The sequence below is a fragment of the Streptomyces sp. NPDC003042 genome, assembly GCF_053591315.1.
The window spans coordinates 56,755-81,679 of the sequence record NZ_JBSFTP010000001.1 but is presented as its reverse complement, the minus strand read 5'-3'; the positions used below and the strand labels follow the sequence as shown (position 1 = coordinate 81,679).

14 protein-coding genes are annotated in these 24,925 nt (G+C 73.1%); 2 read left to right on the top strand and 12 right to left on the bottom strand.

The genetic code is table 11. The features are described 5' to 3' along the window. Positions 1 to 95 precede the first annotated feature (95 nt). Complete coding sequence (gene trpD / locus ACWDYJ_RS00350; protein ID WP_451563183.1) at positions 96 to 1,235, top strand: anthranilate phosphoribosyltransferase; 1,140 nt, start codon at positions 96 to 98, stop codon at positions 1,233 to 1,235. Here trpD and trpC read toward each other — a convergent pair. The 12 genes from trpC to ACWDYJ_RS00290 all read right to left on the bottom strand — a co-directional run bounded on the left by trpC (position 1,123) and on the right by ACWDYJ_RS00290 (position 22,992). After that, positions 1,123 to 2,022 (bottom strand): indole-3-glycerol phosphate synthase TrpC, encoded by a 900-nt coding sequence (gene trpC, locus ACWDYJ_RS00345; protein ID WP_451563182.1) that lies wholly within the window; start codon positions 2,020 to 2,022, stop codon positions 1,123 to 1,125. The genes trpD and trpC overlap by 113 nt on opposite strands. Positions 2,023 to 2,195: 173 nt before the next feature. Beyond that, a complete protein-coding gene (locus ACWDYJ_RS00340; protein ID WP_451563181.1) occupies positions 2,196 to 3,122 on the bottom strand; it encodes a TauD/TfdA family dioxygenase in 927 nt (308 codons plus the stop codon). A 1-nt stretch (position 3,123) separates the two neighbouring features. Further along, positions 3,124 to 4,398: a cytochrome P450 gene (locus tag ACWDYJ_RS00335; RefSeq protein WP_451563180.1), complete on the bottom strand. Its 1,275-nt coding sequence runs from the start codon at positions 4,396 to 4,398 to the stop codon at positions 3,124 to 3,126. Between the two features lie 28 nt (positions 4,399 to 4,426). Beyond that, positions 4,427 to 5,338, bottom strand: a complete 912-nt coding sequence (locus ACWDYJ_RS00330) for an ABC transporter permease (RefSeq protein WP_451563179.1) — start codon at positions 5,336 to 5,338, stop codon at positions 4,427 to 4,429. Beyond that, positions 5,335 to 16,413: an amino acid adenylation domain-containing protein gene (locus ACWDYJ_RS00325; protein WP_451563178.1), complete on the bottom strand. Its 11,079-nt coding sequence runs from the start codon at positions 16,411 to 16,413 to the stop codon at positions 5,335 to 5,337. The genes ACWDYJ_RS00330 and ACWDYJ_RS00325 overlap by 4 nt, the downstream gene beginning before the upstream one ends. Positions 16,414 to 16,551: 138 nt before the next feature. After that, on the bottom strand, positions 16,552 to 17,256 hold the full coding sequence (locus ACWDYJ_RS00320) for a DsbA family protein (protein ID WP_451563177.1): 705 nt from the start codon (positions 17,254 to 17,256) through the stop codon (positions 16,552 to 16,554). A gap of 78 nt (positions 17,257 to 17,334) precedes the next feature. Further along, positions 17,335 to 18,081: a 3-oxoacyl-[acyl-carrier-protein] reductase gene (gene fabG / locus ACWDYJ_RS00315; protein WP_451563176.1), complete on the bottom strand. Its 747-nt coding sequence runs from the start codon at positions 18,079 to 18,081 to the stop codon at positions 17,335 to 17,337. Positions 18,082 to 18,209: 128 nt separating this feature from the next. Beyond that, a complete protein-coding gene (locus ACWDYJ_RS00310; protein WP_451563175.1) occupies positions 18,210 to 19,304 on the bottom strand; it encodes a beta-ketoacyl synthase N-terminal-like domain-containing protein in 1,095 nt (364 codons plus the stop codon). After that, positions 19,304 to 20,536, bottom strand: coding sequence for a beta-ketoacyl-[acyl-carrier-protein] synthase family protein (locus ACWDYJ_RS00305; RefSeq protein ID WP_451563174.1), 1,233 nt, complete (start codon positions 20,534 to 20,536; stop codon positions 19,304 to 19,306). The genes ACWDYJ_RS00310 and ACWDYJ_RS00305 overlap by 1 nt, the downstream gene beginning before the upstream one ends. A 35-nt stretch (positions 20,537 to 20,571) precedes the next feature. Continuing rightward, the gene (locus ACWDYJ_RS00300) at positions 20,572 to 20,850 is read right to left on the bottom strand and encodes an acyl carrier protein (protein WP_451563173.1); all 279 of its coding nucleotides are present in this window, start codon (positions 20,848 to 20,850) and stop codon (positions 20,572 to 20,574) included. A 117-nt stretch (positions 20,851 to 20,967) separates the two neighbouring features. After that, positions 20,968 to 22,008 (bottom strand): LysR family transcriptional regulator, encoded by a 1,041-nt coding sequence (locus tag ACWDYJ_RS00295; RefSeq protein WP_451563172.1) that lies wholly within the window; start codon positions 22,006 to 22,008, stop codon positions 20,968 to 20,970. 246 nt (positions 22,009 to 22,254) lie between these two features. Next, complete coding sequence (locus ACWDYJ_RS00290) at positions 22,255 to 22,992, bottom strand: AfsR/SARP family transcriptional regulator (protein ID WP_451563171.1); 738 nt, start codon at positions 22,990 to 22,992, stop codon at positions 22,255 to 22,257. A gap of 358 nt (positions 22,993 to 23,350) precedes the next feature. Between ACWDYJ_RS00290 and ACWDYJ_RS00285 the strand changes: the two genes are divergently transcribed. Beyond that, on the top strand, positions 23,351 to 24,904 hold the full coding sequence (locus ACWDYJ_RS00285; protein ID WP_451563170.1) for a tryptophan halogenase family protein: 1,554 nt from the start codon (positions 23,351 to 23,353) through the stop codon (positions 24,902 to 24,904). The last annotated feature ends 21 nt before the right edge of the window (positions 24,905 to 24,925 follow it).

The following is a 24,925-nucleotide window of genomic DNA, read 5'->3' as shown; positions in this document are numbered from 1 at the left end:
TTGGACCGTGCGAGCGGCCGGGCAGTGGTCTGGAAACCAGGAGTCCCGTTTTCCAGAATGGTGGCGGATGTATTTCCCCGTTCGAGGAGACCTACGTGACTGCCTGGCCGGAATTGCTGAACGCCTTGCTGGACCGCCGGAACCTGTCGGCGGGCGAGACCGAGTGGGCCATGGACCAGGTGATGGCCGGTGAGGCCGGTCCGGTCCGGCTCGCCGGGCTGATGACGGCCCTGCGCGCCAAGGGGGAGACCGCCGAGGAGGTGGAGGGCCTGGTGCGCGGGATGCGCCGGCACGCCGTCCCGCTGGCCGTGCCCGGCCCCGCCCTGGACATCGTCGGCACCGGCGGGGACGGCTCGCACAGCGTGAACGTCTCCACCATGTCGGCCGTGGTGGCCGCCGGGACGGGCGCCCGGGTGGTCAAGCACGGCAACCGCTCCGCCTCGTCCGCCTGTGGTTCGGCCGACGTGCTGGAGGAGCTGGGGATCTGCCTGGACCTCCCCGCCGCAGACGTCGCGGAGGTCGCCGAGGAGACCGGCATCACCTTCGCCTTCGCCCCGATGTTCCACCCGGCGATGCGGCACGCCGCGGGCCCGCGCCGTGAACTGGGCGTCCGTACCGTCTTCAACGCCCTGGGCCCGCTGACCAATCCGGCCGATCCCGCGGCGCAGGCCGTCGGAGTCGCCGACGCCCGGCTGGCCCCGCTGATCGCCGAGGTACTGGCCCGCCGCGGGGTGTCCGCGCTGGTCTTCCGGGGCGACGACGGGATGGACGAGCTGACGGTCACCACTACCTCCACCGTGTGGTCGGTCACCGGCTCCGGCCCGCGGGGATCAGAGGTGCGCAGGGAGACCTTCGATCCGCGGGACATCGGGATCGCGTACGCGCCGGCCGCGGCACTGCGCGGAGGGGACCGGGTTCACAACGCCCGGGTCGCCCGCGAGGTGCTCGCCGGGGCGCGGGGTCCGGTCCGGGACGCGGTGCTGCTGTCGGCGGCGGCGGGTCTGGCGGCCCTGGCCCCGGACGCGCGGCCCGTGGCCGAGCGGCTCGCCGCCGGGGTGGCGCTGGCCGCCGAGGCGGTCGACTCGGGTGCCGCGGCGGCCGTGCTGGAGCGCTGGGCGGCGGTCACGGCGAAGCGGGCCCTGGAGAACCTTGCCCTGGAAGGCGCGGCCCTGGAGCACCTGGCAGCCGCGGACCGGGCAGGCCCGGCAGCGAACCGGGTGGCCGCCGGCCGTTGAACCGACGGCCCGCCGCCACCAGAGCGGCCACCGCCTCCCGGTGGTGGCCGCTGGTGACCAGCGACTCGCCCACCAGGATCGCGTCGGCCCCCATCGACGCGTACTCGACCGCGCAGCGCGGGCCGCGCACCCCGGACGCGGCGATCCGCACGATGTTCTCCGGAATGTCCGGAGCGATCCGCGTGAAGGCGCCCTTGTCCATCTCCAGGGTCTTCAGATTGCGCGCGTTGACCCCGATCACCCAGGCCCCGGCGTCCAGCGCCCTGCGGGCCTCGCCCTGGTCGTGGACCTCCACCAGCGGGGTCAGGCCGATCTCCGCCGCCTGCGCGACCAGGTCGATCAGCAGGGGCTGTTCGAGCGCCGCGACGATGAGCAGGAGCAGGCTCGCGCCGTGCGCCCGCGCCTCCCACACCTGGTACGGGTCGACAATGAAGTCCTTGCGCAGCAGCGGCACTTCGACCCTGGCCCGGACGGCGTCCAGATCGGCCAGCGACCCGTCGAAGCGCAGTTCCTCCGTCAGGACGCTGATCGCCGCCGCGCCGCCCGCCTCGTAGCCGGCCGCCAGCTCCGCCGGGTCCTCGATGGTGGCGAGCCGTCCGGCCGCGGGGCTGGACCGCTTCACCTCCGCGATCACCTTCAAACCGTCGGTGCCGCGCAGCAACTCCGCGCAGTCCGGTACCGGTTGGACCTCCGAGGCCAGGTCGCGCAGCTCACACTCCGGGATCCGGCGCCGCCGGTCGGCGAGGCCGGCCCGTACGCCGCCGATGATGTCGTCGAGCGCGTTCATATTTCCGTCCATTCTCGCCCCGGGCACCACGGGCGCCATCGGGATCAGACCCTAGGGATGGGGGCGGGCGCGGACCACGTCCTTAAGGGTGCGGTGAAAGTCCCGTCCCGCCAGAAGGGGCCCGGCGTACCGCGTGCCGGGCCCCCTTCGCCGTACCGGCCGTGCGCCGGGGGTCAGGTCATCGACACGACGATCTTCCGGTCGCCCGTGTACGCCTCACGGCCGTGCAGCACCGACATGTTGTCCACCATCATGATGTCGCCCACCTGCCAGGGCTCCACCAGCTTGTTCTCCCGCTGCGCCTCGCGCACATGGGCCAGGTCGTCGTCCGACAGGGGGCTGCCGTCGCCGTAGGTGATCCAGTGCGGCAGGTCCTCCACGTCGTCGATCAGCGACAGCAGGGACTCGGCCTCGTCCGCCGGCAGGTTGGACGGGTGCCACTGGTCGGCCTGGTTGAACCAGGTCTGCGCGCCGGTGCGCGGGTTGTGGCGGATGCCGGGCCGGTGCTGACTGACCCGCAGGCCGCCGTCGGCCGTCCAGGCGTACTCGGCCGCCGAGTCCTCCAGGAACCGTTCGACCACCGCCTTGTCCTGCGTCTCGAAGGTGGCCTGCCAGGACTTGCCGAGGCCGAAACCGCCGTGCAGGTGCTGCTTGTAGACGACGCCGGAGGCGAACCGGTCGCGTACCTCCGGCGGCAGCGCCGCCAGCAGCGCGCCGCCGTCGCAGACGGGGGTGGCGCCGCCGGTCTCGGGCGCGACGAGGCAGCCGAAGAACAGCCGGGAGGGCCAGGACTGGGCGTACGACATCTCGTTGTGGAGGGAGATGTCGAAGCGGGCCGGGTACTCGGTGGAGGTGAACACCCCGTCGGAGACCGCCGCCCGGGGCGTGTTGCCGCCCCGGTAGCTGTCGATGAGGGAGTCGCCGAACAGGGTCACCGCGCGGTGGAAGGCGCCCGCGTCGGTGAGCCCGAGCCCCCGGACGAGGACCGCGCCGTGCTCGGCGAGGAGTTCCTCGGCCCGCGCCCGGACCTCGTCCGAGGGGGTGTCGGCGTACAGGACGGCCAGCGTGGTGCCGCCGGCCGTACGTGTCTCGTGTCGCATGTCAGTGGGTCTCCTTGCCGGTCGTCGCCGCCCCGGGCGCCGTGTGCGCGGTGAGGGCGACGGGCAGAGCGCTGTAGGCGCGGACGAAGTTGGAGTAGAGGCGCTGCGGCGGGCCGAGCAGGGTGATGTCCGAGACCATGGAGGACAGCGCCTCCACCATGGCTTTGACGTGCACCCGGCCCAGGAAGGCGCCGAGGCAGAAGTGCGGCCCGTGGCCGAACACCACGTGCTTGTTGGGGGTGCGGCCGACGTCGAAGGCCTCCGGGTCGGCGAAGGCCTCCTCGTCGAAGTTGGCCGAGGTGTTCCAGAGGGTGACGACGTCACCGGCCTTGATCAGCTGGTCGCCCAGCGGTACGTCGACCAGGGCGCGGCGTCCGAAGTGCATGGCCGGGGTGGTCCAGCGCAGGATCTCCTCGGTCGCGGTGTCCGCGGACACCTCCCCGGACTTCAGCCGGCGCCACTGCTCGGGGTGCTCGGCCAGGGCGATCAGCCCGCCGATGAGGGAGGTCCGGGTGGACTCGTCTCCGCCGAGGATGAGGCTGTAGGCGTTCAGGACGATCTCGTCCTCGGTGAGCGGCCTGCCGTCGACGGTGGCGGCGGCGAGGGTGCTGAGGACGTCCTCGCCGGGGTCGCGGCGTCTCGCGGCGGCCAGCTCGCTCATGTACATGATGATCTCGTTGCGGGCCATGAGGGACTCGAACTCGTCGTCCCCCGAACCGTGGCGCGCCAGGGTCCGGGTGTTCCACTCGACCAGGCGCGGGCGGTCCGCGAGCGGGATGTCGAGCAGGGCGCCCATGGTGTGGATCGGGATGTGGTCGACGACGTCGGCGACGAAGTCCACCCGGTCCGCCGCGATCGCCTTGCCGAGCAGTTCGCGGGTGTGCTCGTGGACGCCGGCGACGACCGGCTCCAGGACGCGCGGCGCGAACGACTTGAGCATCACGCCCCGGATGTCGCGGTGCCGGACGCCGTCGGTGACGGCGAGCATCTTGCGGGACGCGGAGTCCTCGCCCTGGAGCAGCGTGGCCAGCACGTTGCCCTTTTCCGAGGTGAAGCGCTTGTTGTCCCGGTAGACGGCGACGGCGTCGGCGTAAGTGGAGATCACCCAGAAGCCGGGGGTGCGTGCTCCGGCGGGGTGCCAGTGGACCGGGCTCTCGGTGCGGAACCGGCGCCACATGGCGTGGACGTCGACGTCGAGGAAGGTCTGCGGGTCGGTGAGGTCGAGGGTGGCGGGGTCGGGGGCCGCGGTCGCGGCCACCTCCTGGGTCACGGTCATGGTGTTCCTCGGGTCTTCGACGGGGGCTTCAGCTGGTCGCCGTACGGAAACGGCGCAGGCTCACGACGGTGCAGGTCACGAAGATCACGGTCAGGGTGACCGAGACCACCAGGAGCGGATGGTCGCCCGCGAACCCGGTGCTGGGCGTGTCCGGGTTCCCCCACAGGTCCCGGCAGGACGCGATGACGGCGGTCACCGGGTTCCACTCGGCGAGCGGGCGCAGCGCCGACGGCATGGTCTGCGGGGAGAGGAAGGCGCTGGACAGGAAGGGCAGCACGACCACGATGAACGGGGCCACCACGCTGATCGTCTCGACGCTGCGCAGGGTCAGGGCGAGCAGCACCCCGAGCCACAGCATCGCGTAGATGAAGACCGCGATCAGGGCGAAGCCCGCCAGGGTGGGCAGCAGCCCGGTGTGCGAACGCCAGCCCAGGAGGAGGCCGATCAGGACGGTGGTGCCCAGTCCGCCCATGCCCACCACCCAGTCCGCGGCGGTGTGTCCGATCGGTATGGAGGCCCGGCTGATGGGCAGCGAGCGGAACCGGTCGACCAGCCCGCCCTGGAGGTCCAGGGCGAGCGATACCGCGGTGGGGCCGACACAGGCCAGGCCGACCTGGACGGCTCCGCCGGCGAAGACGTACTCGACGTAGTCGCCGCCCTGCGGCAGGTGGATCGAGTAGCGGAAGAGATAGCCGAGCATGATCAGCGAGAGCATCGGGTTGAGCACGATGCCGATCGAGCGGCCGGGGGCGCGCCGCATCCGGCGCAGCCGCCGGCCGATGACGGCGCCGGTCTCGATGAGCAGGGTCCGCGGGCCCGCCGGCCGGCCCGCCGCGAGGTGCGGCGTCCCGGTCGCGGCGGTCCTGGTGCTCCTGGCGGTCCTGGCGGTCTTGTCGGTCTTGTCGGGGTCCGGCGCGGGGCGCGGGAGGGTCGTCGTCATGACCGGTTACCGGCCTTCCACGCGTCGAGAGCGGTCCGCAGGGCCGGGCCGATGGCGGTCAGCGGCTCCGGGCCCAGCATGTCGTCGTGCGCGCAGTCGATCCGGTGGACCTGTACGGCGCCCGTCATGAACTCCTTCCACAGCACGTCCTTGTCGGTCACCTCGCCCCAGGGCGAGTGTTCGGCCAGGAAGAGCTGCACGTCACCGGCGTACTCCTCCGGTCGGTAGCGGGTGTTGAGGAGCTGGTGGCGGCCCATCAGGGCGACCACGCGGCCGAGGCGTTCGAGGCCGAGGCGGGCCAGCGGGTTGTTGTCGCGGCGCAGGGTCTCGTAGAGGTCCTGCGGTGTCAGGGGGCGGCCCGCGAACTCCTCGCGGTGGTGGCCGATGCCCTCCATCAGCCAGCCGAGGCGGACCTGTTCGTCGCGCTCGTCGACGGCGTCGGTACGGGGGAAGGAGTCCATGACGGTCAGGACGCCGACCTCGTCGCCGGCCGCCCTCAGCTGGACGGCGATCTCGTAGGCGAGAAGACCGCCGAAGGACCAGCCCAGCAGGTGGTACGGGCCCTCGGGCCGGACCTCCTTGATGAGCCGGATGTACGAGGCGGCGTTCTCCTCGATGCTCTCCGGCAGCGGGGCCCCGGCCACCACGGTGGGCGACTGGAGGGCGTAGACGGGCTGGTCGGGGTGCAGGTACGGCACCAGGGTCAGGTAGGAGAGGGACAGGCCCACACCGCTGTGCACGCAGAACAGCGGGGTGCGGTCGCCGTCGGGCTGGATGGTCAGCATCGGGGTGAAGTGCTCGACGTGCTCGATCGCGTCGGCCTCGGCGATGGCCTCGGCCATGCCGCGGGCGCTGCCGCGCATGCCGTCCGGCAGGGCCGGCGGCGCTGCCGCAGGCTCCGGGACGGGCTCGGGCTCCGGCTCCGGCTCCGGGCGCAGGCTCGCGGCCAGGGCGTCGGCGCTCTGGTGGAGGAAGACGTCCGCGATGCTCAGGCCCAGACCGGCCTTGCGGGCCAGGCTGACCACCCGCAGCGACTTCATGCTGTCCATGCCGGCTTCGAAGAAGTTCTGCTCCGCGGTGACCGCGTCAGTGCCGAGCACCCCGCGGATGATCCCCAGCAGGCTCTCCACCACCGGGTCGGCGTCGGCGTCGGCCGTGGTCGTGGACCCGGGCACGGAGGCGTCACCCGCGGCGCCGGCGGCCGGCGCGGACGGGTCCGGAGTGGACCAGTCGCGGCCCGGGCGGTCGGGGGCGGACGTGGCGGTGCCCGCGACCAACGCCGGCCACAGCCCCTCGCCGGTGAGCGCGCAGTACGCGGCCGCCTCGGCGTGGCCGACCGGGGTCAGCGCGCCGTCACCGGGCCCGCGCAGCAGGTACGCGGGCTGGTCCGGCGCCGGTACGTGGCCCAGGGGCTCCGCCGGCTCCGCGGAGTCCGCTGCCCGGCCGCGCACCGCCGCGGAGTCCGGGACCAGCACCGGCACCCCGGTGCTCCGCAGCCGCCCGGCCAGGCCCTCGGTGGTGAGCACGGCCACCGCGGCGGCCGCCTCCAGCACCTCCCGGATCCGGTCGGTGGGCTCCTCCGCGCCGACCGGCACGTACGCCGCGCCGGTCTTCAGGACCGCGAGCGCGGCCACCGCCTGGTCGGCGGCGCGCGGCAGTGCGAGGGCGACGACCCGGCCGGGACCGGCCCCCCGCCCCGCGAGGTGGTGCGCCAGCCGGTCGGCGCGGGCGCCGAGCTCCTCGTACGACAGGGCCTGTGATCCGGCGCCGACGGCGGTGTCGCGCGGTGCGGCGGCGGCCCGCCGGGCGAGGAGCCCGGTCAGGGTGTCCCGTACGGCTCCGGCCGCAGAGCCGCTTTCGGCCCCGGCCCCGACGGCCTCGGCCCCGACGGGGCCGCGCTCCGCCTCCAGCGCGCTGATCCGTACCTCCGGGTCGGCGACGGCCGCCCGCAGCACCTGCTGGAACTGCTCCACGAGCCGCTCCGCGGTGCCCCGGGTGAACAGCGCGGTGCTGAAGGTCAGCAGCCCGCGCATCCCGTCCCGTCCCGGCCAGTTGAACAGCTCCAGCACCAGGTCCAGCTTGGCCTGGTCGGAGCCCACGTACTCGGGCGCGGCGCTCAGCTCCACCAGCTCCGGCACCCGAACCCCGTCGTGCTGCACGGTGAGCGAGACCTGGAACAGCGGGTGCCTGCCCAGCGCGCGGGCCGGCCGGACCGCTTCCACGACCTGGTCGAAGGGCACGTCCTGGTGCGAGTACGCGGCCAGGTCGGTCTCCCGCAGCCGCTCCAGCAGCTCCCGGAAGGTGGGGTCGCCACCGGTGTCGCCGCGCAGCACCAGGGTGTTGAGGAACATCCCGACGACATCGGCGAGCGCGTCGTCCGTCCGTCCGGCGACGGACACCCCGAGCGGGATGTCGGTTCCGGCGCCCCACCGGGTCAGCAGGGCCGAGAAGGCCGCCTGGAAGACGATGAACTCGGTGGTGCCGGTGCCGCGGGCGATGTCCGCCAGCGCCCCGTGCAGTTCCGGGTCCACATCGAACATCACGGTGTCACCGGCGGTCCCGCCACCCTGCGGACGGGGGAAATCGGTCGCCAGCGGCAGTTCCTCGGGCAGACCCGCCAGCGCGTCGCGCCAGAAGTCCAGCTGCCGCGCGCCCAGGCCGTCCGGGTCCGCCGCGTCGCCGAGCAGCTCGCGCTGCCAGACGGCGAAGTCGGAGTACTGCACCGGCAGCGGCTCCCAGCGCGGGGCCCTCCCGCCGGTGCGGGCGCGGTAGGCGGTGGCGAGGTCGGCGAGCAGCGGCTCCATGGACCAGCCGTCGAAGGCGATGTGGTGCACCACGATCAGCAGCACGTACGAGTCGGCGCCGGCCGGGAACAGCCGGACCCGCAGCGGGGTCTCCTCGGTGAGGTCGAAGCCGCGGTCGGCCTCGGCGGCCAGCGCGGTGCCGAGCTGGTCGGTGAAGACGGACAGGGTCCTCAGCACCGGCCCGCCCGTGCCCGGGTCCAGGACCCGCAGCGAGGGCACCCCGTCGTGCTCGGGGATCACCGTCCGCAGCACCTCGTGCCGGGCGGTCAGGTCGAGCAGGGCCGCCTCTAGGGCGCTCACGTCGAGCTTCCCGGTGAGCCGGAAGGCCATGGCGCTGTTGTACGAGCCGTCGGCGCGGCCCTGGCGCCGGTTGAGGAACCACTGGCGCTGCTGGCTGAAGGAGAGCGGGCGCTCCCCGCCCGGCGCGGCCGGGACCAGCGCGGGCCGGGCCCGGTCGGCGTCCGCGACCTGTCCGGCCAGGGCCACCACGGAACGGGCCTCGAACAGGGCACGAATGGGAAGTTCGACGCCGAGGGTGCTGCGAACCCGGCTGACGAGGCGGGTAGCGAGCAGCGAGTGCCCGCCGATCTCGAAGAAGTCGTCGTCGATGGAGACCTGTTCCAGGCCGAGGACGTCGGCGAACAGCCCGCACAGGATGCCTTCGACGGGCGTCCGGGCCGCCCGGCCGCGGGAGACGGCGCCCAGGTCGGGGTCGGGCAGGGCGTTGCGGTCGAGCTTGCCGTGGGCGGTCAGGGGCAGTTCCTCCAGGGCCACGACCGCGGAGGGGACCATGTAGTCGGGCAGTTCCTCGGCGAGCCGGTCGCGCAGGACGGCGGTGGCCTCGGGGCCGACGGCCGAGCCCGCGACCACGTACGCCACCAGCCGGCGCTCGCCCGCCTCGTCCTCGCGCATCACCACGACCGCCTGCTCGACGCCGGGCTGCGCGAGCAGGGCGGAGGAGATCTCGCCGAGCTCGACGCGGATGCCGCGCAGTTGCACCTGGTCGTCGACGCGGTCCAGGTAGTCCAGTTCACCGTCGGGCAGCCAGGCGACCAGGTCCCCGGTGCGGTACATCCGGGAGCCGGCCGGGCCGTAGGGGTCGGCGACGAACCGGGACGCGGTCAGTCCGGGCCGGTCCAGGTAGCCGCGGGCCAGGCCCCCGGCGACGTACAGCTCGCCGGTGACGCCCGGGGCGACGGGCCGCAGGTTCCGGTCCAGTACGTAGGCCCGGTGGGCGTTGGTGGGTCGGCCGATCGGCGGCCGCCCGCCCCGCGGGGTCAGCGGACCGGCGACGGTGCAGCCGACGACGGCCTCGGTGGGTCCGTAGCCGTTGAACAGCCGGACCGAACCGGCCCAGCGCTCCACGACCGCGGCCGGAACCGCCTCGCCGGTGACCACCAGGCGCAGGTCGGCGGGGAGGGTGGCGTCGGCGGGGAGCCCGCCGACCACGACGGGCGGCAGGGCGACCAGGTTGATCCGGGCCTCGTTGATCAGGTCGACCAGCGGCTGTCCCGGCGTACGGGCCTCCTCGTCGGCGATGACCAGGGTCCCGCCGTTGAGCAGCGCCAGCATGATGCCGAAGACCGAGGCGTCGAAGCTGAACGAGGCGAACTGCAGGACGCGGACGTCGTGGTCGAGCCGGAACCGGTCGGAGAGGCTGTCGACCATCGACATCAGTGCGGTGTGGGGTACGACGACGCCCTTGGGGCGGCCGGTGGAGCCGGAGGTGTAGATCATGTACGCCGTGTTGTCCGGGTGCGGCGGGGCCGCCCGGTCGGCGTCGGTGAGGTCGTGGCCGGCCAGCGCGCTGAGGTGGGCGTTCACCTCGGGCGCGTCGAGCAGCAGCGGTGTCACGCCGAGCGCGGCCAGGTCGGGCAGGCCCGTCGGGCGCTGCGCGGTCCGGGTGTCGGTCAGCAGGACCGGCGGCCGGGCGTCCTGAAGGATGTAGCCGATCCGGTCGGCCGGGTAGTCGGCGTCGACGGGCAGGAACACCGCGCCGGCCTTGATGGCGGCGAGGGCCGCCACGATCAGCCCGGGGGAGCGCGGCAGCATCACCGCGACCGGCTGCTCGGGGCCCACGCCGCGCTCGGCCAGCAGCCGGGCCAGCCGGTTGGCGCGGCTGTTCAGTTCGGCGTAGTCGAGTTCCTCGGTGCCCAGCGAGACGGCCGGCTTGGCGGGCGACAGCGCGGCCCACCGCTCGAAGGTGGTGGTGGCCAGGGAGCCGCCGCCCGGCCGGGCCGCCGAGGCGCCGGACCAGCTGTCGAGCAGCTGCCGCCGCTCCTCGCCGGACAGCGTGTCGATCTGTCCCAGCGGGGTGGCGGGGGCCTCGGCGAGCCGGCGCAGCACGCGGGCGAACCGGTCCACGAACACCTCGGCCCGCTCGGCGTCGAACACGTCCGGCCGGTACTGGGCCTCCACGCGCAGCCGCTGTCCGTCGGTGGGGAACACCCCGACCGCGAGCGGGTATTCGGCGACGACGCGGGCCTTCCAGTTCAGCATGGTCAGGCCGGGCACGTGGTCGCCGATGGCGTCCAGCGCGCCCGCCGGGTAGTTGTGGAAGCTGACGACGGTGTCGAAGAGCTCGCCGACGCCGACGGCCTGCTGCACCTCGGCCAGACCCAGGTGCTGGTGCTCCTCCAGGCCGAGCTGGCGGTCCTGGAGCGCGGCCAGCATCTCCTCGAAGGGCTGAGCCGCTTCCAGGTCGGCCCGTACGGGCAGGGTGTGCAGGAACGCGCCGACCATCCGCTCGACCTCGGGCAGCCCCGCCGGGCGGCCGGAGACGACCGCGCCGAAGGTGACCTCCCGGCGTCCGGTGAGGCTGCCCAGGACCACGGCCCAGGCGCCCTGGACGACGGTGTTCATGGTCAGGCCGCGCCGGTGCGCCCATGGGGTGAGGGCGGCGGTCAGCTCGGCGGGCAGGTCCACGGTGTACGTCTCGGGCAGTACGGAGACCCGTGCCCGGTCGGCGGGGCCGAGCCGGGTGGCCTCGTCGATGCCGTCGAGCTCCGCCTCCCATGCCTTGCGGGCGGCCGGCTTGTCCTGGGCGGCGGACCACTCCAGGTAGGCGCGGCCGGGCGCCACCGGGCGCAGCGCGCTGACGTCGGCGCCGTTGCCCCACAGGGTGACGAGTTCCTCGGCGAGTACGGCGGACAGCGACCAGCCGTCCACCAGCATGTGGTGGGTGGTCCACACGACGCGGTGGCGTTCGGTGCCCAGCCGGTAGACGGTGAACCGGGTCAGCGGACCCCGGGTCACGTCGAAGCGGTGGAGCCACTCCTCCTCGGTGCGCCGGCCCGCCTCCGCGCCGGGATCGGCCGTGGCGGTGAGGTCCTCCTCGGTCCACGGCAGTTCCACGGAGCGGGGGATCAGCTGGACCGGGTCGCCCTGGGACCGCTCGCGGAACCGGGCGCGCAGCGCCGGATTGCGGTCCAGCAGCGCGGTGGCGGCGGCGCGCAGCGCGGCCACGTCCAGGGCGCCGCCGATGTCCATGACGACCTGGAGGGTGTAGGCGTCCATGCCCTGGCGGTCGAACTCGGCCTGGAACAACAGGCCGCGCTGGAGCGGGGAGAGCGGCAGGACGTCGGTGAGCCCGTGCAGCTCCCGCTCCCAGGCGTCGATCTCGTGCTGCTCCACGTCGACGAGCGGGAACTCGGCGGCGATCCGGCCGCCGCCGGCGCCGGGGCCGGCGGCGTGTGCGGCGAGGGCCGCCAGGGCGGCGAACCAGTCCTCGGCGATCTCGCGTACGGCGGCCTCGTCCAGGGCGTAGGACGGCCAGGTCCACTCGGCGACCAGGACCGGGCCCTCGGGGCGGTCCTCGGTGAGGGCGACCAGGTCCAGGGGCTGGCGCAGCGGGGTGTCGGCGGAGGCGGTCAGCCCGGCGCCGCCGGCCTCGATCGCCCAGTCGCCCTCACCGGCCGCGAACCGGCCCAGGTAGTTGAAGCCGATCTGCGGTACGGCGGCGCGGGCGAGCACGGCCGAGGTCTGCGGGTTGACGTGGCGCAGCAGCCCGTAGCCGATGCCGTGGTCGGGCAGGGCGCGCAGGGCGGCCTTGACCCGCTTGAGGGCGGTGCCGGCGGCGGGGCCGCCGGACGTGACCTCGGTGCGGTCGAGGTCGCCGATGTCGAGGGCGACGGGGAAGGCGCTGGTGAACCAGCCGACCGTGCGGGAGACGTCGAGGCCGTCCCCGATCTGTTCGCGGCCGTGGCCTTCGAGCTCGACGACGGTACGGGTGCCCGTGGCCCCGGAGCGGCCGGTGACGGCCAGCGCCAGGCCGGTGAGCAGCACCTCGTTGATCTCGGCGTGCAGGGCGGCGGGCACGCGGGTGAGCACGTCGGCGGTGAGCGCGGCGGGCAGCTCCAGGCGGAGCCGGCCGGCGGTGGCCCAGGTGTCGGTGGCCGGGTCCAGCGGCCGGTCGGCGAGGATTTCGCCCGCGTCGGCCGACTGGGCCGTCCACAACGGGAGTTCGCCGACGCGCCGGGAGGTGCGGGCCTCCGCGGACAGGGTCTTCGCCCAGGTGCGGAAGGAGGTCGGGACCGGGTCCAGGGCGGGGGCGCGGCCCTGGGTGACGGCCTGCCAGGCGGCCTCCAGGTCGGGCAGCAGGATCCGCCAGGACACCCCGTCGACGGCGAGGTGGTGGACGACCAGCAGCAGCCGGCCGCCCGCGCCGGGGGTCTGCTCCAGCAGGACCGCCTGGACGACGAGGCCGTCCTCGGGGCGCAGCCGGGACCGGGCGGCGGCGACCTGCTCGGCGCGTACGGCCGCGTGATCGGCGTCGGCGGGCACGGTCACCCGGGTGACCACGTCGGCGGCGGTGACGCTGCCCGGCCGCAGGACCTCCTGGGTCCACAGACCGGGCACGGGGGAGGTGAGCTTCAGGCGCAGCGCGTCGTGCCGGTCCAGGACGGCCTGGAGGGCGGGTTCGAGGATCGCGGAGGTGAGCCCGGCGGGCGCGGTGACGGCCACGTACTGGGCGAACTCGCGGGTGGCGTCCGGCAGTTCGGCGAGCTGCTCGCGCAGTCGGTCGGATATGGGGGTGGGGTCGATCTCGCCGGTGCCGTCGTCGGCGGCGGCCGCCGGGGTGGCCCCGGCGCGCCGGGCCACGGCCGCGATGGCGGCCGGGGTGCGGTGCTTGAAGACGTCGCGGGCGGTGACGACCAGCCCGGCCCGGCGGGCCCGGCTGACGACCTGGATGGAGCTGATGCTGTCGCCGCCGAGCGCGAAGAAGCTGTCGTCGGGGCCGACGTCGGTCAGGCCCAGGACCTCGGCCAGGACCGCGCAGAGGATGCCTTCCTCGGGGGTGCGGGCGGCCCGGACGGCGCTCTTGGGACCGGCGAGGTCGGGCGCGGGCAGCGCCTTGCGGTCCACCTTGCCGTGTGCGGTGAGCGGCAGCGCGTCCAGGGTGAGCAGCACGGTCGGGACCAGTGCCTCGGGCAGCCGGCCGGCGAGCAGGGTGCGCAGCGCGGCGGTGTCGAGGGCGGCCGGGGAGGTCCCGGTCTCCGGTTCCAGGTAGCCGACCAGGCGCTTGTGCCCGGCGGGGTCGGTGACGGCGGCGGCGACGGCGTCGGCGACCCCGGGCAGGGCGCGCAGGGCCGATTCCACCTCGCCGAGTTCGATGCGCTGGCCGCGGATCTTGACCTGGTGGTCGCGGCGGCCGATGAAGGCGAGCTGGCCGTCGGGGCGCAGCGTCACCAGGTCGCCGGTGCGGTACATGCGGGAGCCGTCGCCCGCGAAGGGGTCGGGCAGGAAGGTGACGGCGGTGCGGCGGGTGTCGCCGAGGTAGCCGCGGCCCACGCCGGCGCCCGCGATGTACAGCTCCCCCCGCACGCCGCGCGGGACGGGCCGCAGGTCGTCGCCGAGGATGTGCAGCCGGGTACCCCGCAGGGGGCGCCCGATGGGCACGATCGCGGCGGCCATCGCGTCGAGTTCGCCTCGCGTGCGCGCGTAGGCGTGGGTGACGTCGTCGGAGCACTCGGTCGGGCCGTACAGGTTGGCCAGCGCGATCGTGGGGTAGCGGGCGAACCAGCGGGCGCACAGCTCGGCCGGCAGGGCCTCCCCGTTGGAGATCATCCAGCGCAGGGCGGGCAGTTCGGGGGCGGAGCCGGCCGCGTCCCACACGTCCAGGGTGGCGCGCAGCAGGGAGGGGACGACCTCCAGGACGGTCAGGCCCTCGGCGCCGATGGTGGTGAACAGCGCGTCGGGGTCGGAGGCCTCGGCCCGGCTGAAGGCGCGCACGCGACCGCCGACGAGCAGCGTGGTGAGGGTCTGCCAGACGGTGACGTCGAAGGTGACCGGGGCGTTGTGGACGAGCGCGTCGGAGCTGTCCAGCGACAGCTCCTCGATCTTGGCGAGCAGGTGGTTGACCATGCCGCCGCGCTGCACCATGGCGCCCTTGGGCTTGCCGGTGGAGCCGGAGGTGTAGATGACGTACGCGAGGTCCTGCGGACCGCCCAGGACGGGCGGCAGCGCGTCGGGAGCGTCCTGCTCGGCGGTGATCTCGCGGACGGGCAGTGCGGCGCCGTCGCCGGCGGCAGCGGCGGCCTGCCCGGCGAGCTCGCGGTGCGCGGCGTCGGTGAGGACGAAGGCGGCGCCGCTGTCGCGCAGCAGGGCGGTCAGACGGGGCAGCGGGGCGCCCGGGTCGAGCGGTACGAAGGCCCGCCCGGCGCCGAGGACGGCGACCTCGGCGGTGACGAAGTCGCGGCCGGGTTCGGTGAGCAGGGCGACGGGGCCGGTGCCGGTCAGGTGCCGGGAGAGCGCGCCGGCGCGGCCGACGAGCTGCGCGTAGGTCAGGGTGCCGCTGTCGTCGGTGACGGCGGGGGCGTCGGGGGTGGTCCGGGCGTGCGCCCGTATCCGCTCGACCGCGCCCAGGTAGGGGGTCGGGCGGACCGGTCCGGTGAGCGCGGCGGCCAGCTCCCGGCTCTCGCCGGGGGAGAGCAGCTCCAGGGCGGCCAGCGGCTCGTCGGCGTCGGCGCGCAGGAACCGGTCGAGGTAGGAGACGAACCGGTCGAGGTGGGCGCGGACCTCGGCCCGGGTGTAGCGGGCCTCGTTGCCGCTGAGGTCGACGCCGATGCCGGCGTCGCCCTTGTCGGCGACCGTGAACTCCAGGTCGTCCACCAGTCCGGTGGACGGGCTGTGGATGGTGGCGTCGCACGGTCCGATGGCCAGCTTCTCCACCTGCGGCATCATGTTGAGGAAGGGGCCGAAGGGGCGGCGGTCGTCGCTGGACAGGCCCATGGCGCGGCGGATCCTGCTGACCCGGTGGCGCTGGTGCTTGAGGGCCTGGGAGAAGGCGCGGTAGGCGTCGGCGAACAGTCCGGCGCGGGTGGTGGCGCGGTCCACGGCGAGCCGCAGCGGCAGGTAGTTGACCACCATGCCGGGAACCTTCTGGGTGTCGCCGCCGACGCGGGCGGTGACGGGCAGCGACAGCAGGACGTCCTCGGTGGCGGCCATCCGGCCGGTGTAGGCGCCCAGGGCCGCGACGAGCACGGTCTGCCAGGTGACGCGGGACTCCCAGGCGACGGCGCGCAGCCGCTCGGCGACGTCCTCGGGCAGGACGCCCTGCTCCTGGAGGAAGCCCTGGGCGGGTTCGGCGTCGCGGGTGGCGAGGCTGATCAGCTCGGGCCGGGTGGTGAAACGTTCCTCCCAGTAGGCCCGGTCACGCTCGGCGCGGGCCGAGCCGACGTAGGCCGCCTCGGCGTCGAGCAGGGTGCTCAGCGGCGGGAAGCGGCCCTCGTCGAGGGTGGTGCCGGCCAGCAGGGCCTCGTAGATCACGGCGAGCCGCTGCCAGTAGATGACGTAGCTGAATCCGTCGGAGACCAGGTGGTGGTTGAGCAGGCAGAAGAAGGTGCGTTCGGCGCCCAGGGTGAAGACGCTCAGCCGGAACAGCGGCTCGCGCGCGTCCGCCGGGCTGCTGTCGGCGCCCTCGGCGGGCAGGGTGAACGGCACGCGCAGGTCGGCGCGGATCGCCTCGTGCGCGGCGGCGGCCGGGTCGGCGGCACCGCTGACGTCGGTGACGGTCAGCGGAAGGCGCTCCAGCGGCTCGATGAACTGGCGCGGCTCGCCGTCCACCTCGGTGAATCTCGTCCGCAGGCACTCCGACTCCGTCACCAGTCGCTCCAGCGCGGTGCGGAAGAGGCCGTGATCGAGCTCGCCCCTGATGTCCCAGTAGATGGCGGTGTTGTACGTGGCTCCCCCGCCAGAGAGTTTCGCGTCGAACCAGATGTCCTTCTGGCCGGCGGTGAGCGGAAGGCCGCCGACCGTCTGAACATGCGTCATGGCTATCCCCTAGCGAAGGTTTTCCGATGTCAGCCCTGTCACGGACCAGATCGTTGCCGCGCGCGCTGACGGCGGTCTGAGAGCGAACTGATGGCGCGCTGACGTGAGTGGAGCGGGGCGGGCAGGGGGCGCGGCGGGTCAGCCGCAGCCGCCCGCGTGGGCGTCGTCGGTCGCCCGGCCCATCCCGACGGCGGCCAGCGGCTCCGGCATGAACCCGGCCGGCACCTCCTGGCCGCGCACGTGGGCGACGAACTCGTCGAGCCGGTCGATGCCCCAGAACCGGCTGTAGCCCTGGACGAAGAACGGCACCCCGAAAACCCCGTCGCGGCACACGTCCAGCAGGATCTTGATCCCCTCGGCGCGCAGCTCCGGCACGTCGCTGGCGCGCGCCAGCTCGCGCGGGTCGAGCCCGATCTCGAAGGCGATGTCCTCGATGGTGGCCGGGTCGCAGATGTCGCGCCCGCGGCCGAACCGGGCCCGGTACACGGCGTCGATGAAGGCGTGGCCGCGGCCGCGGCGCTCCGCCACCAGGTAGGCCAGGTGCGGGACTTCCCAGACCGGCTCGCGGTCCACGGGCCAGGTGACGTTGAGACCGCGTGCCTTGGTCAGCCGGCCGACGTCCTGGAGCACGTAGCGGTTCTTCTCGCGGGACATCTCCGAGTACGGGAAACGGCCGCCCTGTTCGGCCATCAGCCGGGCGCTCAGCGGGTCGGGCTCGAAGAAGGGCACCCACTCCAGGCGCTCGGCGAGGTCCGGGTGGAAGGTCATGATCTCGCGGTAGGCGAGCCAGGAGTACGGGCTGCGCAGCGAGAAGTAGAAGCGGGGCGTCTTGTTCTTGGCCATGGTGAACCCTTCGGTCGGCCTGGCTGCGTGGAACGGAGCAACGTGGGGGGTTGGTGTGGGGGAGGCAGGGCCCGGCCGTCAGACGACGAGGCCGCCGTCGACCCCGAAGACCTGTCCGGTGATGTACGAGGCGCGGTCGGAGGCGAGGAAGGAGACCAGGTCGGCGACCTCCTCGGGCCGGCCGAACCGGCCGAGCGGGATCCGCTCGGTCATCTTCCGCACGTGCTCCTCGGAGAGCCCGGAGAGCATGTCCGTCTCGATGAACCCGGGGGCCACGGCGTTGGCGCGGATGCCGTAGCGGCCGCTCTCCTTGGCGAGGGCCTTGGTGAAGCCGATGATCCCGGCCTTGGTCGCCGAGTAGTTGGTCTGCGTGGCGTTGCCGTACACCCCGGCCACCGAGGACAGGGTGATCACGGAGCCGGCGCGGCGCTTCATCATCGCGAAGACGGCGGCCTTGCAGAGGTTGTAGGTGCCGTCCAGGTTGACGCGCAGCACGGCGTCCCAGTCGTCGGGGGACAGCATGACCAGCGGGTTGTCGCGGACGATGCCCGCACAGGACACCACGGTGCGCAGCGGGCCGAGCTCCTTCTCGCTGGCGCGGACGAAGTCCCGTACGGCGTCGTGGTCGGACACGTCGGCGCGCGCGGTGTGGACGCGGGCCCCGGCGTCGGCGGCCAGGGCGGCCACCGTGTCGGCGGCCTCCTTGTCGGACTGGTAGCAGAAGGCGACGTCGTAGCCGTCCTCGGCGAGGCGGGTCACCACATGGCGGCCGATGCCCCGGGAACCCCCGGTCACCAGCGCGACACGGCGTTCGGTTGCGGACATGTGCTTGCTTCTCCTCGGAAGTGGCGTGGGCCCCCGCGGGGGCGGGCGCGGGCGGGCCCGCGGACGGGGAACCGGCGGCCGGCCGGGGCGGGGGAACAGTCCCCTGGCCGACCGCCGGGGTGTGGGGGTCAGCCGCCGGTGAGGACCGCGCAGCCGACCAGGCCGTCCCGCTCGATACCGGTGACCAGCGCGGCCTCGCCGGGCGCCAGGCCTGCCTCGCCGGCCGCGGCGAGCACCCCGGCCAGCTGGAGCGCGGCGGCCGCCGCGGAGGTGTCGCCGACCAGCGGCCGGATCCGTACCCACTGGAGGGCGGCGTCGTCGCCGAGCACGTCGGTGACGGCGCCCTCCTCCTGGGCGACGAGCGGACCGCCGGCGCCCAGCGGCGCCACCAGCCGTACCGCGCCGGGCGCGACCCCCGCCTTCTCCAGCGCGCCGCGCACGCACACGGCGAGTGCCTCGCGGGCGCCGTCGGGCTCGTGGAAGGCGCGGAAGGCGGTGGCCCCGACCCGGGCCAGTGCGCCGCGCCCGGCGGCCGCGGCGTCCTCGGCGGTCTCCAGCAGGAACACCGCGCTGCCCTCGCCGAGCGGGGTGTCGCGCTCCTCTTCGATGCGGCCGTGCCATTCCAGCCAGGAGCGCTGGGTGGAGTACTCCTCGGCCGCGCCCACCAGCACCCTGGAGCAGTGGCCCCCGCGGTGCAGGCGCAGCGCGTATCCGAGGGCGAGCAGCCCGGTCAGGGAGCCGCCCGCGACGGTGGTGTTCGGGCCCTTGATGCCGTGCCAGATGGCGCTCTGTCCGGCGGCCCGGTTCATCACGGTGTTCGGGAAGCGGGCCGGATCGACGTGGTACGGGCGCTCACCGGCCAGGGCGTCACGGGTGAAGTCCATGATGCTCTGCACGCTGCCGGAGCCGGTGCCGAGGACCAGCCCGGTCTGCTCGGGGCGGGCGGTCAGCTCCTCGCGGAACACCTCGACGAGCCCACCGACCGCGGTGACCGCGAGGGCGGTGACCCGGTCCATGGTCCGGGTCCCCTTCTTGCCGACGTACTTGGCGGCGGTGAAGTCGGGGACGACGGCGCCCTCGCCGAACGGGCCGGGGAAGACCTCGCGGTCCACGGCGCCGACCGTGGTGCGGCCGGCGGTGATCCCGGTGCGGAAGGAGTCACTGCCGACTCCGAACGGCGAGACCGCCGACCAGCCGGAGATGACCAGAGGGGTCGGGGACATCAGACGGCCTCCTCGTACCGGCCGAGGATCAGCACGGCGTTGTTGCCCGCGAAGGCCAGCGCGTTGTTCTGCACGACGTTCAGCCGGGCGGGGCGGGCCTCGTTGGGCACGCAGTCCAGGCCGCACTCGGGGTCGGTCTCGCGGTGGTTGATGGTGGGCGGGATGAAGCCCTCGGTGAGGGCGAGCGCACAGGCGGCGGAGGCGAGCGCGCTCGCCGCGCCCATGGAGTGGCCGATCATGGACTTGATGGAGATGGTGGGCGGCGGGGTGTCGAAGACCTGGCGGATCGCGCCGGCCTCCGTCACGTCGTTGGCGTGGGTGCCGGTGCCGTGCGCGGAGATGAAGTCGATGTCCTCGGCCTTGACCCCGGCGTTTCGGTGCGCCACCTCCATGCACCGGGCCAGGCTGTCCGCGTCGGGGGCGACCGGGTGGTGGGCGTCGCAGTTGAGGCCGTAGCCGAGCACCTCGGCGTAGATCCGCGCGCCGCGCGCCCGCGCCGATTCCAGGCTCTCCATCATCAGGATGCCCGCGCCCTCGCCGGTCAGGATGCCCTTGCGGTCCTTGTCGAAGGGCTGGCAGACCTCGGGGGCGATGGTGCCGAGCCGGTAGAAGCCGGTGAAGGTCTTACGGCACACCGCGTCGGCGCCGCCGCACAGTGCGGCTTCGACGTCCCCGTCGCGGATGGCGTCGAAGCCGCTGCCGATGGCGTAGTTGCCGGCGGCGCAGGCGGTGGGGATGGTCAGGGCCTCCACGTCCACGAGGCCGAGCTCGCGGACGATGCCGCTGGAGAGCCGGCCGGCCTGGGCCCGGCGGACGATTCCGTGGTCCAGCTGCTCCGGCCCGTTCTCCAGCTGCTGTCCGACGAGCAGGTCGAGGTCGCGGGACTCGGCGTCGGTGGTGCCCACCGAGACCAGGACCTTGCGCTCCCGGAGGTCCTGCGCGGTCAGACCGGCGTCCTCGACGGCCATCTTGGCGGCGGCGATCGAGAACTGGGTGGCCCGCCCCAGCTCCGCCGGGTCCGCCCGGTGGATCCATTCCGTGGGCTCGAAGTCGTCGACTTCGCAGCCGTTGGCGTGCGCGAAGCCCGTCGTGTCGAATGCCGTGATCGGCTTGACCCCGCTGCGTCCGGACCGCAGTCCGTCCAGGAAGGCCGTGACACCGAGGCCGATGCTGGTGACCGTGCCGAGGCCGGTGATCACCACACGGCGCGGCGCCCGCTCATCGTCGTACACCCTGCGCTCCCGTCGTAGTCGCTGTGCGCCGTGGGCTACTTGGCCGCCGCGGTGGCGGCCAGGGATTCCTCGACGACCGTGACGACGGCGGCCAGGTTGACCATCCGGGAGAGCTCGGCCTGGTCGATGTCGGTGCCGAAGACCCGCTCCAGCTGGGAGAGGATCTCGATGGCGCCCATGGAGTCCGCCTCGTGGTCCTCCTTGAAGCGGCTGGTCTCGGTCATCTCCTCGGGCTCGATCTCCAGGATGTCGCAGATGATCTCCTTGATCTGGTCGCGGGCTTCGAGGTCGAGGTGGTTCGCTGCTGTTGTCATGCCGCCGATGCTCGCGGACCGCTCTGACGACCCTCTGACGCGCTTCTGACCGGGTACTGAAACCCCGCTGAGGCCGGGCCGCGTTGCCGGGCCGCGCTGCCGGACCGCGCTGCCGGGTCAGGCGTCGACCGGCTCGGGCAGGTAGCGCCGCAGCTCCCGGAACTCCGCGCGGTGGGCCTGGATCCAGGCCCAGTAGCCGGGCAGCGAGCGGGCGTAGCCGCAGTAGTACGCGCGCACGGTGTCGACCAGCGTGTGCAGGGTCTCGCGGCTGACGGCGCTGCTGCGCCACAGCAGCACCATCTCGACCCGCACGGCTCCCGTCACCGGTACGAGGCAGACGCCCGGCAGGGCCCCGGAGGGCGTGGTGAGCGCGGCCACCCCCAGATCCCGGACCCAGTTCATGGCCTCCTGGTGGCTGTTGACGCGGTGCAGCACCCGCCCGGGGGCTCCGGAGCCCAGGACGCTCCGCTCGACGGCGTGGAACCAGTGCTCGGGGGAGGACCGCACCCACCGCAGCCCGGCGCGCTCGGTGACCTCGGCGAGCTCCTCGGCGCCGAGGAACGCGCGGCCGGCGAGGGGATGGCCGTCCGGGACGGCCAGCCACACCGGTTCCCGCACGATCAGTGCCCGGCCCAGGGCGGGCTCGCCGCTGTCGGGTTCGCCCGTGCCCGGACCTGTGCCCGCGCCCGTGCCCGTGCCCGTGCCGCCGGTGTCGCCCCGCCCCGGGGTGCGGGGGACCAGGGCAGCGGTGAGCGCCCCGCGCCGTACCGCCTCCAGGGCGGCCGCCGGGTTCAGCGTCTGGGTCTGTACGGGGGTGGCCGGCAGCGCGGCCTGGAGGGCGTCGCGCAGGGTCGGCGGGGTCCATTCGGTGTTCCCCAGCCGCAGCGGGCCCCCGGTGACGGCCAGCGCCTCGGCCATCACCTCGTCGGCCCGGCGGACCAGGTCGGCCAGGCGCGGGACGAGCCGCGCGCCCAGTTCGGTCGGGGTCACACCCGACCGGGAGCGGACGAACAGATCACCGCCGACCGCTCTTTCGATTCGGCGCAGCTGCGCCGTGAGACTGGGCTGTGGCAGCCCCAGTTCCTGGGCGCCGGCCGAAATGCTCCCGGTGGTGCTGATCGTGACGACAATGCGAGCGTGACGCAATTCGAGTTCCATGCCCCTGTCCCCGTCGCGGTTCCCGGAAAAGGCGAATTCCGCCCACCGTCCCTGAACGAGGACAGGGAGGGTGGGCGGAACCGGTTCTTTCACCGTATCGGCATTCCGCTTGAGGGCAAGACCGCGGGCGCACCACGTCAGCGGAAGACCGGCGGGAAGCCACGGGAAATTCAGCATGGATTCAGCGTTGATTCAGTGCGGACTCAGCGCCGGCTCAGTGGGAATTCAGCGGGAATTCAGCGGCCGTCAGCGCCGCCCGGCGTAGACCAGCGCCTGGCGCGGTTCGCCCAGGACGTCGTCCTGCTCCAGGATCGCCTGGTAGGCCCGGTTCAGGGCCCGTCCGGGCTCCAGCCCGAGGTCCCCGGCGAGCCGGCGCCGGGCGCCGTGGAAGACCTCGAGCGCCTCGGCCTGGCGGCCCTCCCGGTACAGGGCGAGCATCAGCAGTTCGCTCAGCCGCTCCCGCTCGGGGTGCTCCTCCGCGATCTGGCGCAGCTCCGGTACGGAGATCCGGTGCGCCTCCGTGGAGAGCATCGCCGTGATCAGGTCCTCGTACGCGGTGATCCGGCGTTCCTCCAGGTGGGAGGCGGCCTGCCGGATGCGTACCCCCTCCACGGCATCCATCAGGGCGGGGCCGCGCCACAGCAGGAGGGCCTGCTCCAGCTCCTTGATGGCCCGCGCCGGGTCGTGGTGGACGAGGGCGCCGCCGGTCTCGGCCTGCCGCAGGAAGCGGTGGGCGTCGACCTGTTCCGGCGCCAGGTCCAGCAGGTAGCCGCTGCCCACCGTGCGGATCAGCTCCGAGCCCTTGATCCCCGTGAGGGACTCCAGGTACTTGCGCAGCCGGACCACGTTCGCCTGGAGGGCGTTGCGGGAGTTGGTCATCCGCTGGTGGGACCAGAGCTCGTCCTCGATCTGGTCGGCCGTGACCGTGCGGCGCGGGGAAAGGGCAAGGAAGGTGAGGAGCGACGTCACGCGCTTCGAGGCCATGGCATAGGTACGGTCTCCCCAGGAAAGGGAGACGGAACCGAGTAGGTTGATTTCCACTTCTGCAACCCCCGTTGTTGTCGGCAGGCCCTCATGCTGTCCCGGGTCAACCGATCGGGGGAAATACCATCGGGGCGGCCTGAATCAAGCCGCGTGGTATGGCCGGTGCGGGGCTCTTGTCGGGCCGGCAGCCGGACTGCATACTTCCGGACTTCCCTGACATGGGGCTGACGGGCGAAAAAGTGTCCGAAATTCGCGCCCCGCCTGGGACATTCGGCGAGCGCTTAAAAGCCTGTCCCGGCCGCCGCCCCGTTCCTAGGCTCCGGATCATCCGTGAACAGTCAGCGAAGGGGAGTCACAGATGCTCAACAAGATCGTGATCGTGGGCGGCGGAACCGCGGGTTGGATGACGGCCTCGTACTTCAAGGCCGCGTTCGGGGACCGTATAGACATCACGCTGGTCGAGTCCGGCCACGTCGGCGCCGTCGGCGTCGGCGAGGCGACCTTCAGCGACATCCGGCACTTCTTCGAGTTCCTCGGACTCAAGGAGAAGGACTGGATGCCCGCCTGCAACGCCACGTACAAACTCGCCGTCAGGTTCGAGAACTGGCGCGAGAAGGGCCACTACTTCTACCACCCGTTCGAGCAGATGCGGTCGGTCAACGGCTTCCCGCTCACCGACTGGTGGCTGCAGCAGGGCCCGACGGACCGGTTCGACAAGGACTGCTTCGTCATGGCCTCGGTCATCGACCAGGGCCTCAGCCCGCGCCAGGCCGACGGCACGCTCATCGACTCGCCGTTCGTCGAGGGCGCGGACGAGATGGCCGGCCTCACCATGGTCGAGCACCAGGGCAAGACGCAGTTCCCGTACGCCTACCAGTTCGAGGCCGCCCTGCTGGCCAAGTACCTCACGAAGTACTCGGTGGAGAGAGGCGTCAAGCACGTCATCGACCACGTCAACGAGGTCAAGCTCGACGAGCGCGGCTGGATCTCCGGCGTCAACACCGCCGAGCACGGCGACATCACCGGTGACCTGTACATCGACTGCACCGGCTTCCGCGGCCTGCTCATCAACCAGGCCCTGGAAACCCCGTTCATCTCGTACAAGGACACCCTGCCCAACGACAGCGCCGTCGCCCTCCAGGTCCCGATGGACATGGAGCGCCGCGGCATCCTGCCCTGCACCACCGCCACCGCCCAGGACGCCGGCTGGATCTGGACGATCCCGCTGATGGGCCGTGTCGGCACCGGCTACGTCTACGCCAAGGACTACCTCTCCCCGGAGGAGGCCGAGCGGACCCTGCGCGAGTTCGTCGGCCCGGCCGCCGCGGACGTCCCGGCCAACCACATCAACATGCGGATCGGCCGCAGCGAGAACTCCTGGGTCAAGAACTGCGTCGCCATCGGCCTGTCCAGCGGCTTCGTCGAGCCCCTGGAGTCCACCGGCATCTTCTTCATCCACCACGCGATCGAGCAGCTCGCGAAGAACTTCCCGGGCGACGACTGGAACCCGGTCCACAGCGAGCTCTACAACGACTCCATCGCCCATGTCATGGACGGCGTCCGCGAGTTCCTCGTACTGCACTACGTGGCCGCCAAGCGCGACGACACCCAGTACTGGCGCGACGCCAAGACCCGCGCGATCCCGGAGTCGCTGGCCGCGCGCATCGAGAAGTGGAAGACCCAGGTCCCGGACTCCGAGACGATCTTCCCCTACTACCACGGGCTGCCGCCCTACTCCTACATGTGCATCCTCCTCGGCATGGGCGGGATCGAGCTGAAGCCGTCCCCGGCGCTCGCCCTGTCCGACCCCTCCGCGGCGGAGCGGGAGTTCGAGGAGATCCGGCAGAAGACCCGGCGCCTGTCCGAGGTCCTGCCCAAGGCGTACGACTACTTCGCCCAGATGCGCAGCTGACCTCGGCCGGCCGGCCGGAAG